Source organism: Mucilaginibacter straminoryzae (assembly GCF_022953055.1).
In the GTDB taxonomy this organism is placed as follows: domain Bacteria; phylum Bacteroidota; class Bacteroidia; order Sphingobacteriales; family Sphingobacteriaceae; genus Mucilaginibacter; species Mucilaginibacter straminoryzae.
Genome location: NZ_JALJEJ010000004.1, coordinates 130,954 through 144,326 on the forward strand (window position 1 = coordinate 130,954; position 13,373 = coordinate 144,326).

The 13,373-nt window shown below is 45.9% G+C and carries 16 protein-coding genes; 1 reads left to right on the forward strand and 15 read right to left on the reverse strand.

The window, feature by feature from the left end; all coding sequences use genetic code 11:
- Position 1 precedes the first annotated feature (1 nt).
- The 13 genes from MUY27_RS10030 to MUY27_RS10090 all read right to left on the reverse strand — a co-directional run bounded on the left by MUY27_RS10030 (position 2) and on the right by MUY27_RS10090 (position 9,682).
- Positions 2 to 745 (reverse strand): hypothetical protein, encoded by a 744-nt coding sequence (locus MUY27_RS10030; RefSeq protein ID WP_245129885.1) that lies wholly within the window; start codon positions 743 to 745, stop codon positions 2 to 4.
- A gap of 113 nt (positions 746 to 858) precedes the next feature.
- A complete protein-coding gene (locus tag MUY27_RS10035) occupies positions 859 to 1,713 on the reverse strand; it encodes a class I SAM-dependent methyltransferase (RefSeq protein ID WP_245129886.1) in 855 nt (284 codons plus the stop codon).
- A 9-nt stretch (positions 1,714 to 1,722) separates the two neighbouring features.
- Positions 1,723 to 2,106: a DUF3037 domain-containing protein gene (locus MUY27_RS10040; protein WP_245129887.1), complete on the reverse strand. Its 384-nt coding sequence runs from the start codon at positions 2,104 to 2,106 to the stop codon at positions 1,723 to 1,725.
- The gene (locus MUY27_RS10045) at positions 2,084 to 2,878 is read right to left on the reverse strand and encodes a HipA family kinase (RefSeq protein ID WP_245129888.1); all 795 of its coding nucleotides are present in this window, start codon (positions 2,876 to 2,878) and stop codon (positions 2,084 to 2,086) included. The genes MUY27_RS10040 and MUY27_RS10045 overlap by 23 nt, the downstream gene beginning before the upstream one ends.
- A gap of 58 nt (positions 2,879 to 2,936) precedes the next feature.
- Positions 2,937 to 4,124: a molybdopterin molybdotransferase MoeA gene (locus MUY27_RS10050; RefSeq protein WP_245129889.1), complete on the reverse strand. Its 1,188-nt coding sequence runs from the start codon at positions 4,122 to 4,124 to the stop codon at positions 2,937 to 2,939.
- On the reverse strand, positions 4,121 to 5,233 hold the full coding sequence (locus MUY27_RS10055; RefSeq protein WP_245129890.1) for a HesA/MoeB/ThiF family protein: 1,113 nt from the start codon (positions 5,231 to 5,233) through the stop codon (positions 4,121 to 4,123). Before MUY27_RS10055 ends, MUY27_RS10050 begins: the two co-directional genes overlap by 4 nt.
- A 2-nt stretch (positions 5,234 to 5,235) precedes the next feature.
- The gene (moaA, locus tag MUY27_RS10060) at positions 5,236 to 6,228 is read right to left on the reverse strand and encodes a GTP 3',8-cyclase MoaA (protein ID WP_245129891.1); all 993 of its coding nucleotides are present in this window, start codon (positions 6,226 to 6,228) and stop codon (positions 5,236 to 5,238) included.
- The gene (locus MUY27_RS10065) at positions 6,225 to 6,635 is read right to left on the reverse strand and encodes a molybdenum cofactor biosynthesis protein MoaE (protein WP_245129892.1); all 411 of its coding nucleotides are present in this window, start codon (positions 6,633 to 6,635) and stop codon (positions 6,225 to 6,227) included. Before MUY27_RS10065 ends, moaA begins: the two co-directional genes overlap by 4 nt.
- Position 6,636: 1 nt before the next feature.
- The gene (gene moaD / locus MUY27_RS10070) at positions 6,637 to 6,876 is read right to left on the reverse strand and encodes a molybdopterin converting factor subunit 1 (protein WP_245129893.1); all 240 of its coding nucleotides are present in this window, start codon (positions 6,874 to 6,876) and stop codon (positions 6,637 to 6,639) included.
- Positions 6,877 to 6,939: 63 nt separating this feature from the next.
- A complete protein-coding gene (locus tag MUY27_RS10075; protein ID WP_245129894.1) occupies positions 6,940 to 7,779 on the reverse strand; it encodes an ATP-binding cassette domain-containing protein in 840 nt (279 codons plus the stop codon).
- Positions 7,776 to 8,456 carry a molybdate ABC transporter permease subunit gene (gene modB, locus MUY27_RS10080; RefSeq protein ID WP_245129895.1) on the reverse strand — a complete coding sequence of 227 codons (681 nt, stop codon included), beginning with the start codon at positions 8,454 to 8,456 and terminating at the stop codon, positions 7,776 to 7,778. Before modB ends, MUY27_RS10075 begins: the two co-directional genes overlap by 4 nt.
- Positions 8,457 to 9,200, reverse strand: a complete 744-nt coding sequence (gene modA / locus MUY27_RS10085; protein ID WP_245129896.1) for a molybdate ABC transporter substrate-binding protein — start codon at positions 9,198 to 9,200, stop codon at positions 8,457 to 8,459.
- Between the two features lie 2 nt (positions 9,201 to 9,202).
- The gene (locus tag MUY27_RS10090) at positions 9,203 to 9,682 is read right to left on the reverse strand and encodes a molybdopterin-dependent oxidoreductase (protein WP_245129897.1); all 480 of its coding nucleotides are present in this window, start codon (positions 9,680 to 9,682) and stop codon (positions 9,203 to 9,205) included.
- A 144-nt stretch (positions 9,683 to 9,826) separates the two neighbouring features.
- On the opposite strand from MUY27_RS10090, the gene MUY27_RS10095 reads away from it, so the two are divergent.
- A complete protein-coding gene (locus MUY27_RS10095) occupies positions 9,827 to 10,612 on the forward strand; it encodes a MerR family transcriptional regulator (RefSeq protein WP_245129898.1) in 786 nt (261 codons plus the stop codon).
- Position 10,613: 1 nt separating this feature from the next.
- Here MUY27_RS10095 and ligD read toward each other — a convergent pair whose 3' ends face one another.
- Positions 10,614 to 12,653 (reverse strand): DNA ligase D, encoded by a 2,040-nt coding sequence (gene ligD / locus MUY27_RS10100; RefSeq protein ID WP_245129899.1) that lies wholly within the window; start codon positions 12,651 to 12,653, stop codon positions 10,614 to 10,616.
- A gap of 100 nt (positions 12,654 to 12,753) precedes the next feature.
- The gene (locus MUY27_RS10105) at positions 12,754 to 13,128 is read right to left on the reverse strand and encodes a response regulator transcription factor (protein WP_245129900.1); all 375 of its coding nucleotides are present in this window, start codon (positions 13,126 to 13,128) and stop codon (positions 12,754 to 12,756) included.
- Positions 13,129 to 13,373: the final 245 nt, after the last annotated feature.

The window sequence follows — 13,373 nt, forward strand, 5'->3', positions numbered from 1 at the left end:
CTTACTTACTGATCGCGTATCCTAAACCAATATTCACAGAAAGGAATACCGCGCTTTGGTTTTTATCTGGCCCGTTATCTAAAGAATGGCCATCTACATGCCAGTCGCTGCGCGCGGCGTTGATATAATAGCCACCTCTTACACCGATGGGGATGCTGCGTTGAATAGTAAAACAGTCCACTGATTTTGGCTTCATCTTAATCAGGTAATCGAATCCCATACCCAATTCCACGCCAAAATTACCCTGGTATAAGTTTTTGCTCGAAGTACTGTTCAGCAGTTCCTGCGAAAAATCATTCACGGCGTTCATTCTTCTATCATCTTGCAAACGCAGCATTGCCGCAGAAAAATTAACACCCACGAATGGGAAAAACCTTGCTACCGGGCTATTACCAATATCATAACCCGCACGAAGATACGCCTGGTACTGATTTAGCTTTGCCTTTAAACCATTGTTCTCTGCTGTAGAGGTCGGCGTGAAACCTAAACCATCTTCCATAATAAATTTGTTATGGATATGGTTCATAGAAAGATTCAACCAAACATCGTTACCGCCTAAAGACGGGATGCCATTACGGTTAAGCACACCGTTCAACTGATCCAGGTTAGTGTTCCTGTAGGTAACCTGTATTTGTGCCGTACCCGCCGCACTACCCATCCATCCTTTGCCGCTGCTTTGCGCGGCCGCCCGGTCTGCCGAAAATAGGGCAGCACCCATACAAATTGTGTAAAATAGCTTTTTCATAGTCATCATATCGTTTTTATTATCCTTCAATAAGAATCTTTAGAAAGACCATATAGTAAAGGTTTTGTTCTGATGATATACGACTAAATCACACTCGCAGATTTTAAACAAGGCTAAGCCAGCTTTAAACGCCAGGTTTTCTGCATTTTAGGCACTTGCCTTAATTTGGCCAATTGCTCCGGGTCTAAGCATGCTAACAAATACGGTAAGGAAGAAATTTGTCCGGGAGCAACTTCAGCTTCTTTGTCGATTGCTAAGCCGCTTTCCAAAAAGAAAGCTTCTGCCTGTTCAAAGCTGTCAAATTTATTTTCTTCGATATTATGCTTCTCGAAGAACTGGTTCAGCTTATCACTTTTGCTAATGGCCGCATTAAATTCGGGGGTTTTAACGTAGGCATCGGCTGTAATCCAATAACCACCCCGCTCTTCTAAGGCTGCACGTATATTACGGCACAATGTTCGCTTTTCCTCCATGTTCAGGTACATCAGCAAACCTTCGTTCACAATAGTCAATTTTCCCATCGGGAACTGGTTTACGGCAGCTGCAAATTCTTCCCTGTTTAAAGCATTCAGCGGCAAAAGCTGCAACCTGTCGCTGATAAAAGTTTCCAGTTGTAGTATCAGATGCTTTTTATGTTCAATCACATTTGGCAAGTCCGTATCAATATAGTTGACACCGGGCGTTTTAACCGCTTCTAAACCTCGGAAAGAAAAACCAGACGACAGTTCGAGGATATTTTGCGCATCTATCCCTTCCAGCAGGTAATCTATGCTGCGGTAGCGACTTTCGAAGTGATAAACCCGGCTCCAGAAAAGCGTGTCCTTTTTGGCAAAATCCGGCTCGAAGTTTTCCGGGGCCGCCATTAACTTCGCCGCTTGCAAGGCGTAAGGTATTTGGGTATGGCCTTTTAAAAACAGCAATGATTTTGCCGAAGGACTAATGGTTGAAAAATCGCGTGGTGTTTCCATAGGTTTTAACTATAATACTAATTGTGCATAAAGTTTTTCAAGCGTGGCCTCTGGTTCGATGCACAGACCAGGGTGAACCCGTGAAGCCTGTACAATGGTACTGCGATAGGCTGTCAGCCAGCGAAAGCGTTCTGCCGGTTCCAGCTGCGCGATGGGCCCGCCGGTTTTACTGCCAATACATATTTGCTCGAAGGCATTCAGGTGCGATTTCAGCTCGTCCAAATCCAGGTCGCAGCACAAAGCCTGCAAGCGGTTCTCATCAACGTTGCAGCGCAACTGCAAAAACTTGCGTTGCTTACAGTACAAAATCACACCGACGTTTAAAAACTCTTCGCGCTCTACCCTTGGCACTACGCGAATAACGGCGTACTCAAATAAGTGTCTCTCGGGCATCTTGCGCTTGTTTTAAAAATATATCTGACGATTGTAGCCGCATTTCCAGGAAGCTGGCGTACACCTCCCTGATCTCGTCCGGTGTCCCCTCGCGCATGGTCAGTAACCAGTCTTCGGGTATTAAACTAACAATAGCGCGGATCACCTCCGGCGTTATTTTGCTTTTCAGAAATTCATCTGCCGCGACTAATTCGCTTGCGCTGCGCAACAGTACATGATCTTTAATCTGCACGAAAGGCTTCACCGCCTGCTCCTGCCAGTTAGTCCACGAGTGGTGGAAGTATAATGATGCGCCATGATCGATCACCCACAATTCTTTATGCCACATCAACATATTGGTGTTTCGAGGGGTACGATCCACGTTCATCAATAAACCATCCAGCCAAACAATTTTAGAAGCCAGCAGCGGATCAATATCATTCACCACCGGATCGAATGTGATCGCCCCGGATAAGTAATGCACTGCAAGGTTCAGCCCCACGCTGGCCTTTAACAAGTCCTGTATTTCCTCGTCTGGTTCGGTACGGCCAAAGGCAGTATCTAAATTAGCGAAAACAATTTCGGGCATGCGTAAACCTGCTGCCCTTGCCAGTTCACCGCCGATCAGTTCAGCAATTAGCGCCTTTACGCCCTGACCGGCCCCCCTGAATTTCAGCACATATAAAAAGTCGTCGTCGGCTTCGGCAATCGCAGGCAGCGAGCCACCTTCACGCAGGGGCGTTACATACCTTATTACGTTGACCGTACGAAGATCTGGTTTAACAAAATCCATTCAATCTTAAATTTAAGGCAAGTTATAAATTATCTGCCGTTGGCAGAAAAAGCAGGCATCAGACCAGGGTGAGTTCGAAGGCTTCGTCGGTGCCAAACTCATCTCTCCCCGCTGGTAACGTAAGTATACCCTGCGCCTGGGCGAGCATCACCATATCACCTGAAGTAGAGGTATCCACAGGCGACGCAATCACGCGACCTTCAGGATAAGAAAGCTGAACCAGGGCATGATAAGCAAGGTTTGGTTTAAAAGTAACAGGACGACCCAAAAAGGCCTTTAAAGGCTGATGTTCTTTCCCTATGCTTTGATGAAGCCAAGGTTTGAAATACAAATGATAGCAAACAAAGGTGGATACCGGGTTGCCCGGGAAGCCAAAAACCACCGGTCCGTTTTTAATTTTACCGAAAAGGAATGGTTTACCAGGCCGTTGTGCAATACCATGAAAAATGGTTTCAAAACCTAATCCGTTCAGCACTTGCGGCAAGTAATCAAACTTGCCTTTTGAAACCGCGCCCGATAGCAGAACAACATTATTCGACGCAATAATTTCCCTTAGCTGATCCTTCATCGCAGCAGGGTCATCTGTTAAATGATGGCGACTTGCACTTATATTTTCCGCTTGCAGCGTACTCAACAACATATAACTGTTAGACTGCCTGATCTGGTGCGGTAACGGCGTTTCGTCAATTTCGACCAGTTCGTCGCCGGTAGCACAAACAGCTACCTTTGGAAGGCGCTTCACCTGCACTTTATTTAAACCCGATGCCGCCAGCAAACCGACCACAGCCGGTGTGATGATTGCTCCCGGCGATAATAATTTTTGCCCGGCTTTGCTATCTGTCCCCTGCAGATGTACGTTTTGTAAAGGCTTTACTTCCTCTGTAAGCAGTTTTGCGATGCCGTCCTTTATCTCTATCTGTTCATAAGGTATTACAGCGTCACAACCCTTTGGCAGCATTGCACCGGTCATCACCTCCAGGCAATTATTGGCATCATGTAATGTTAACTGCGCACTGCCTGCCGCCTGTATGCCTTCAACAGGAAATACGCATTGCCCACTCCCGAATCTGGAAGAAAGGATGGCCACACCGTCCATGGTGACGCGGTTAAAGGGTGGATAATCACGGTCGGCCAAAACAACCTGCGCCAACACTCGCCCGAGACATTGAAGCAAGCCGACTTCCTCAATCCCGAAATCTACCGTAGTTGCTGCTATTAATTGCCTGGCTTCTTCTACAGAAATCATCTTTCAGGCGAGTTTAAGTGCGGTTCTATGATATATTGGTCGCCAATTTCATCCAGCCAGGCTTCCATGCCGCCTATTACATGATAAATAATTGCAGATGGGTACACTTTCCTGATCATCTTAACCGCAGTCGAGCTTCTGCCTCCTATCTCGCAAATGGCGACCATCGGCAAATGAGCTTGCAGATTATCGAGTTGCTGACCTAACGCAGATAGTGGATAAGACTGCGCGAATGCCAAACGTTCTTTAGCGAATTCTTTCTGTTCGCGTACATCTAACAGCAAAAAAGGCTTACCTTCTTCCTGCCACTTCAACAATTCGGTAACCGTCAACTCCCCTCCTGCGGGTTCGCACACGGGTGTATCATATTGTCGCTGCAAAGATTTTATCGCCAGATTTTCTGGTTTGGTTTTTACTTTTAGTATGTATTGCTGATTGCTTAGAAAATCGAAGATTTGCACTTGCCCTGCTAATATCCCTTCAAGTCCGCAGATCACTTTAACGGCCTGTAAGGCCTGATAGCTGCCCACAATAGATGGCGTGATCCCCAACACCCCTGCCGTATTACAATCGGGTATTTCAGTGGCAATAGGCGGATTGGGGTAAAGGCAACGATAAGTACTACTACCCTGATAATTAAATACCCCTACATGCCCTTCAAACTGTTGCACCGCACCATAAACGAACGGCTTATTCAGGATAACACAAGTATCATTTATCAGGTAACGGGTACCGAAATTATCGCTGGCATCAATCACCAGGTCATACCCGACAATAATTTCCAAAGCATTTGAAACGTCTAAGAAGTTGGTGTGGGTATTAAATTTTACTTCCGAATTTAGTTTACAGAGTTTATTAACGGCTACGATGGCCTTCAATTGGCCTACTTCGTTTTCTGCGTACAGCACCTGCCTGTGCAAATTAGTCAGGCTGATCTGGTCACCATCCATGATACCGATAGTCCCTATACCCATTCCTGTCAGATACTGCAAAACCGGCACACCCAAACCACCCGCACCAACTACCAATACTTTAGCTTCGCGAAGCTTGTGTTGTGCGGCCTTGCCAAAGCCTGCCAGTTGTTCCTGCCGGATATATCTGTTACTCATGCTTATCCCCCTAAAACAGACATGGAAGTATGAATAGACATCCGGCCAGCCTCCTCGGCTTCGAAACCATCTCTTTTACGTTTCGCCACGGCATCAAGGATCATCTCCATCAAACCGTCCATAGATGTTCCGCTTCGCGTGGCATCCCTTAAATTGGCGGCAGGAGGCCCATATAAACAGGTGCGCAGATCGCCGGTTGCAGAAAGCCTGATACGGTTACAAGCGCCGCAAAACGTGCGACTGAATGAGGGTATAATGCCAAAACTTCCGCGATAGCCTTCTACCTGGTAGTTTACCGATGTTGATGACGGCGCGGCAGGCAAACGATTGATATGAGCGTAAGCTGACGCGATGTAGTTATAAATCTGCTGATGATCCCAGCCCGAATTACCCGCAACCAGACTACCATTAAAAGGCATTTCTTCCAGGAAGCGGACTGCCAGCGCATGAGCTTTGGTCAGTTCAATAAAAGGGATAATATCCTCAATATTCTTTCCTTCAGCCACCACGCAGTTCAGCTTAATCTCGAAACCATCGGCAAGTAAATTAAAGATTCCCTCGTAAACTTTTTTAAAGCTATCCCGGCGGGTGATCTGGCGAAAGCGTTCCGCATTAAGTGAGTCCAGGCTGATATTGATCTTTCGCACGCCGGTATCCTTTAGCACCTGCTGCTGCTTATATGTCAGCGTACCATTGGTGGTAACCGTAATTTCTTTGAGTGCCGGAATAGCGCTGAGGCGGTAAAGAAAATCATCAATCCCAACGCGGATAAAAGGTTCCCCCCCTGTGATTCTAATCTTATCTACGCCAAGGTTACAGAACAACGAAGAAAGCGTATAAAGCTCATCAAAAGACAACAATTCCGTTCTCGATGCAAAATTAATCCCCTCTTCGGGCATGCAGTAATAGCACCTGAAGTTACAGCGGTCTGTAACAGAAAGACGCAGGTAATTTAACTGCCTGCCATACTGATCAACCAATAATTGCTCTTTCATGGATGTGCGTTAACCCAAACGCTGCTGTCTTCGTAATATTCTTTTTTCCAGATGGGCACTGTCTTCTTCAGTTCGTCAATTAAAAACCGGCAGGCTTCAAAAGAGGCTTCCCGGTGTGCAGACGATACCCCTGTTATAACCACGGCTTCGCCGGGTTGTTTACTGCCAACTACATGTATAATGGCAACTTTGTATATGGGCCATTGCTGTTTGGCGCGTTCTGCTATCAGGTTCAGTTCTTTTAAAGCCATGGGTTCGTAAGCTTCAAACTCCAGCTTAATAACTGTTTTTCCCTTACTATGATTACGCACCGTTCCTAAAAAGGTATTCACGGCACCTGCTTCATCGCTGTAGAGGTATTCGTAAACCTCATTAATGTCGATACAATCCGTCAGTTTTACCAGCATATCAACCTCCGCTTACAGGTGGAATCAGCGCAATTTCGCTTTCCGGTGTAAGGTTATCCTCATCTTCGGCATAGGTATTATTAACAGCAACCGCTAACGAGCTTAACTTCCCAATCGCCGGATATTGTTCAACCAACCACTGCTTTAAACCTTTAACGGTAACAATATTTTGGTCTGCAGGAACATTTAACCTTTGCTGGCCCGTAATATCGCGCGTAATACCAAAAAGCAATATTTCCATAACTGATAAAACCAAAGTTAAAAAAATTACGAGACGGAGAACCCGCATCGATGCAATAGGACGTTAATATTGCAATAGATCCGGATTGATCTGAACGGATATGGATTCCCCCAACTGGTAATTTTGATTTTGCTTTTTCAACCGGACAACCTGCTGGTTTACTAATACGATTAACCATTGCTCCTCTACACCAATTACCCGCCCGGTTAACTTTAACGTATTCCTATCAGGCGATCCAAATAGCTCTTCGATAGTTCCAAAAGCTGCTACCCGTCCGTTTGCCAGTTGAATGACTTTCGAGGCCAGGATTGAAATCTCTGAGATGTCATGGCTAACCAAAATCGCCGTAAACTTAAATTCGCGGTGCAGCAACAGTAGCTCCTGCTGCAATTGCTGTCTTGCTTCCAGATCGAGTGCCGAGAGTGGTTCATCCATCAGCAGCAGATCGGGTTGCTGCGCAAGGGCACGGGCCAGCGCCAAACGCTGCTGTTGCCCGCCGGAGAGTTGTAAAGGTTTTACTTTTTTAAAGCCAGACAACTGTGTTATTTCCAGCAAATGCCTGATTAACTTTTCATCGACTGACTTGCCAGCTGCATAACGCAGATTGCCTTCCACCGTCATGTTAGGGAACAGCGCGTAATCCTGGAAAACAAAGGCCAGCTTTCGCTTTTGCGGGGGCATATCTATACCTGCAGACGTATCCAACCAGGTTTCATCGCCGCTTGTAATCAGGCCTTCATCCGGCTTCATTAACCCGGCAATCATCTTCAGCAGAGAAGTTTTGCCTGCACCGGATTTCCCGGACAAGGCTGTTATCTTCCCCTTGGGCAGGTTGATATCGACCTGTAATTCAGTTGCCTGGTCTGCTAATTGAAGTTTTTTTTGAATTCTTATCCCGATCATATCGCCAGCCTGCCGCGGCCCACACGCCTGTTCATTAAGTAAACAAGCAGCAATATGGTAAAAGATATGACAAGTAGTATACCCGAATAAGTATGCGCGGCAGAAAAGTTAAGCGCTTCCGTTTCGTTATAGATGGCAATAGAAGCAACCTTGGTCACTTTAGGTATACTGCCACCGATCATCAGCACCAGGCCAAATTCACCCAGCGTATGCGCAAAAGTCAGTACGATACCGGTAAGCAAGGCCGACTGTATATTAGGAAGCTGAACCTTAAAGAAGGTGACCAGTTTTGAATGCCCCATGGTCCATGAAGCTTCTTTTAGGCTTTTAGGTAAATTTTGTAATCCGCCCTGTATGGGGTGGATCATAAACGGCAGGCTATAAATAACCGAGCCCACCACCAGCCCGGGAAAGGTAAATACCAGGCGAAGATTAAAATATTGCTGCAAAAAGCTACCCAGCCAACCCGTCGGGCTTAATATTAACAGCAGGTAAAAACCTAGCACGGAAGGCGGCAGCACCAACGGCAAACCGATCAGCGCTTCTGCAAAGGGCTTTAAACGCGATTTACTTTTTGCCAAAAGGGCCGCAACGGGTATCCCCAGCACCAACAAACAAAGTGTAGTGATGAACGCCAGTTTAAACGTAAGCCACAATGGCTGCAAGTCTATGCCCATTTATTTGTACCCGTAAAGTTTGAAAATTTGCTTAGCCGAAGAGCTGACGAGAAAATTATAAAACTTATAGGAATTATTCAAATTTTTTTGATCTAATTGCTTAATTATCAGCATGCCTTGCGCTATCGGCAGATAAAACCTTTGGGGAACCGCAATCCATTTGCCGCGAACCTGCAACGAAGGATCAAGCACGATGGACTTTGCCGTAAATGCAGCATCAACTGCCCCGGTAAGCAGGTACTGGTTTACCTGGGCGATACTTTCGCCGTATACGAACTTATCTTTCAGCGTGGCTTCAAGCCGAAGCGCTTTTATTGCTTGCATAGCCGCCTCGCCATAAGGTGCCAGCGCCGGGTTACCAATAGCTATCTTTTGAAATGCTTTTTGCTGAAGATCGGCCACCTGTTTTAACGGTACATCTTGATGCAAAGTCCATATAACCAGTTGACCGTAGCCATAAATCCGTGGCTTCTCCAAACCGAAACCTTTACTGTACAGTTCTTCCGGGTACTTCATATCAGCCGAAAGAAAAACATCGAATGGCGCGCCTTGCTCAATCTGGGTGGTGAGCTTGCCTGAAGAACTGACGATCAATTCAGCCTCGATACCGGTTTGCTTTTTAAATGCTTCAGCAATTTTTTGAGCCACGAATTGTGCGTTAGCCGCAACAGCTACCCGCACTTTCTGCGCCTGAACGAACGTCGAGAAAACAAGCAGGCCAACTGCTAATAAAAACCTTTTCATCGTTACTCTTTTGCGGTAAGAACAGAAATAGCTGTTACCTGCCTTACCCACCGGCCATATTTCTTTTCCCCAGGGATGATGACCTGGTAAGGTGCAGCGTTGGCGGCCAGCGGTTTTCCGTCTTCTTTGTTTGCCAGTATGATCACCTTATCGGTAAACTGTTCGTTGATCTCCGGCAATGCAATAACGGCCTGGTAGTTGTCCGCAGCTTTTACCAGTATGTATTTTGCCAACATTTTGCCGCTGAGTTTATTGTCGGGGATTGCATTTGCTTCGCTTAAAATATCCGCCAGCTTAACTCCGGTATATTCATGCTCTTTGCCATCATGGCCTACCGCCTTAACCGACACCTGCTTAAGCCGCTGATAAAAAGCAGTGGTAAGCGTATAGGGTTTGCCAACGTCGCCGCTGATATTAACGGTTTGCGCCGACGCGGACATCATAGTAACAACCATAATAGCTGCAAAAAGTATCTTGATCATATTGCTTTTACATAGTTTGAGGGGCTAAAATAAAGTTAAAACGCATACACTATTATGCTGATTTTGTAATATTCCTGACACTGATTTACACGATTTGAAAAAATTACTTGACCCTCACCTACGGTCATGGTTTAGCTTTGTATCATGATAAAGGATAATCAGCAGTTATATACCGTTCAACAACTTTCGGCAATGGCCAGGATCAGTGTAAGAACACTGCACGTATATGATCAGAAAGGTTTATTGAAACCTTTAACGCGAACATCGTCCGGATATAGGGTATATGGCGATAAAGAACTTTTGCGGTTACAGCAGATCTTACTTTACAAAGCCATGGATCTGCCATTAGAAAAAATCGGCACCATACTTCAAAGCCCCGACTTTGAAACGATCAGCGCGTTAGAAGCACACCAACATTATCTGGAGGCAGAAGTTGACCGGCTTAAAGCTGCACTAAGAACCATAAAAACAACCATTGAACATTTAAAAAAAGGAGACACCATGGAACCAGAATCACTTTACAAAGGCCTATCAAAAGAAGAAGCAAAGGCCATTAGAAATGAGGCCGCGGAAAAATACGGCGAGGAAAATATAGCATATGCCGAGCAGTCGTTGATGAAATTGAGTAAAGCAGATTTGCAGGGATTAAAGGACGAACAACAGCAAATCATGAACGCGCTTTTTGAATTAATGAGCGAAGCACCCGAATGCCCGGCTGTTCAGTTCGAAATTGCAAGGCATTATCAGAACATCCGCAGATTTTGGGGAACGGAGAACTTCGCCGATAAACAGGCAGACGCTTATGAAGGCTTAGGAAAATTGTACGTTGCGGACGAGCGCTTCTACCAGAATAAATACGAAAACGGCGAACAGTTCGTACTGTTCTTACAAAAGGCTATTAGCTATTATACCAATACCAAGCTACGGTAGTTTATTTTTCAAATATGCTTTTAGCCTTGGCCAACGTTATCTCCAGATCTATCCCCTTACCTAAAACTCCGTTAAACAAATCGCCTTCGTCCCTAACGCGGTCAACGGCATTATGTATATTAAACCGGCTCATCTTCAGGCCGGGTTTTACCTCATCCCAATGTACAGGCATGGAAACGGTGGCACCCGGTTTAGGCCGCAGCGAATACGGGCAGGCCAGGGTAGCACCCGGGCGGTTTTGCAGAAAATCCAGATACATTTTGCCGTGCCGGTTGGCGATCATACGCTCGACGCTGGTGAAATCCGGTATTTGTTTGTGCACGATATTCACCAGCAGCCGGCCAAATAGCTGCGATTGGTCGTAGGTATACTTAGCTGCCAGGGGGATGTAAATATGCATGCCTGTTGATCCGGATGTTTTGCAGTACGAAGGCACACCAATTGCATCAAGCACCTTTTTTACTTCCAGCGCCGCCTGAATTACCTGTTCGAAGGTATTTTGGTCGGGGTCAAGGTCGATCACACAATAATCCGGGTTATCTGGTGAATCGACACGACTAAACCAGGGATTCATTTCGATAGCCCCTAACGAAGCCATATAGAGCAAACTATATTCATCTGTAGCAACTAAAAACTCTTTATGTTCGCCATCGCTGGTGGTATAAGGGAAAGTTTTGATCCAGTCGGGTGCTTTATCCTTCACATTCTTCTGGTAGAAATGCATGCCATGAATGCCATTCGGGAAGCGGTTCAAAGACTGCGGGCGATCTTTCAGGTAAGGAAGAATGTAGGGCGCTATCTGATAATAATAATTCAGCATATCCCGTTTCGTCACCCCATCCTCCGGCCAGTATAATTTGTTCAGGTTGTTAAACTTCAAATCGTGCCCGTTGATGTTTCGCATTTGTGATTGCTCCTTGGGGTTCAACAAGGTTTTGCGTGTTTTCGCTTTAGGGGCTTCCAGCATCTTCTCCTTAGCAAACGGGTGTTCTTCGTCAACCAGGTTGTCGGTATGGCCGGGCATCTCCAGGGTGACCTCCCTGGCATTTTTATCTTCACGCAGCCCCTGGAAAGAAGCGTGGCGCATAATATTATCGGGCGTCATCTGACGAAAGGCTACCTCTCCCACCATTTCAGGTCGCACCCATGTAACCGTAGCCTTTGGCGGGTTAGGCCGGAAACGCGATGGCTTATTAAAATCGGGCACCACCGGAAAAGGGCATTCATCGGTAACCAGCGGCTGCAGCTTTTCTACAATTTCTTTCTGCAACTTATCGCTAAAACCAGTCCCTACGGGGCCTATATATTGAAATTCTTCGCCATGAAAAACGCCCATTAACAACGCGTTGAACTTCTTCGGGCTGCCTTCGTTATGGGTGTATCCGCCAATCACCGCTTCCTGGCGTTTCTGCGTCTTAATCTTCAGCCAGTCTTTAGAGCGCACATCCGGCTGATAAAAACTGTTGGCTTTTTTAGCAATAATACCTTCCAGACCCAATTTATCAGCTGCGGCAAAAAACTCTTTACCCCCAGCCTTAAATACCTGGCTGAGGCGAATACGGTCGTCTCCTTTAGGTAATACAGTTTCCAGTAATTCCCGGCGTTCCAGGTAAGTGAGTGAAGTCAGTTCGTGTCCCTTGTAATAAAGCAGATCGAACACATAGTAGATCAATTCACCATCGGCTTCACTTCGCCAGCCCTGCAAACCGCTGAAATCCGAAATACCCTTATTGTTAACTACAATAATTTCCCCATCTACCATCATGTCGTCCGGCCATTTTTGCAGGGCCTGGTAAATGGGATAAAATTTTTCGTTGAAAGATTTACTGTTTCTGGACTGGATTTCTACCTGCCCGCCGTTCACAAAACAGAGTGCGCGGTAACCGTCCCACTTCACCTCATACACCCAATCAGGGTCGTCAAACGGCTGATCTACCAGCGTTGCCAGCATGGGCTTTAGCCCGGCAGGAAAAACCGCCTCTGGTGCTTCTTTTAACAGATTATCAATATCAGCTGATGCTTTGTTTTTCCGGGCGGCCATGGTTCATCCTCTTTTCAGGATAACAGCCAAACATTCTTCAGGGTTTTAAGCACCCGAATGGAAAGAAAAATTGCCCCGAATAAAATACGCAGAGAAGTCTTTACGCCGTTTTCAGCAGCAGGTTAGATACGCGTTGCTGCAGCATGTCCATATCAAAGGGCTTGGCAAGGAAATCATCGGCACCGGCCTCAAATGCTTTCTCTTCCACATTATGCCCGGCCGACATGATCAGTACCGGGATATGCTGCGTGCGTACCTGCCGCTTCAATTGCCGACACACCATCAGCCCGTTATGCCCGCCCATGGCAATATCCAGTATCACCAGATCTGGCTTTGCCTTTACGGACTCGATAACAGAGGTACCATCGAAAACCTGCAAAACCTCGTAACCTGCAAAATCAAGTATGGCGGCCATAGAATCTACTATCGCTACGTCATCGTCTGCTATCAATATCGTTTTGTGTCCGGACTGCATAACTCTCAGAAGCAAATGTTAAACCATGTACTAATTAAACGGAATAAAAAATGGTGTTATTATCTCAAAAAACACATTTTATTCTGTTTTAACACTTTTAGCAATATACTTAATTTTCGCCAAAGTTTATCCCGGATGCTTAAATTTTCATTTACCGACAATCATACTTGAAAGTCTATTAGCGAGAACAGTAGCAAAAATGATCGAAAATTCCTGTAGCCCTGTATAATGGAACTAATATTAGC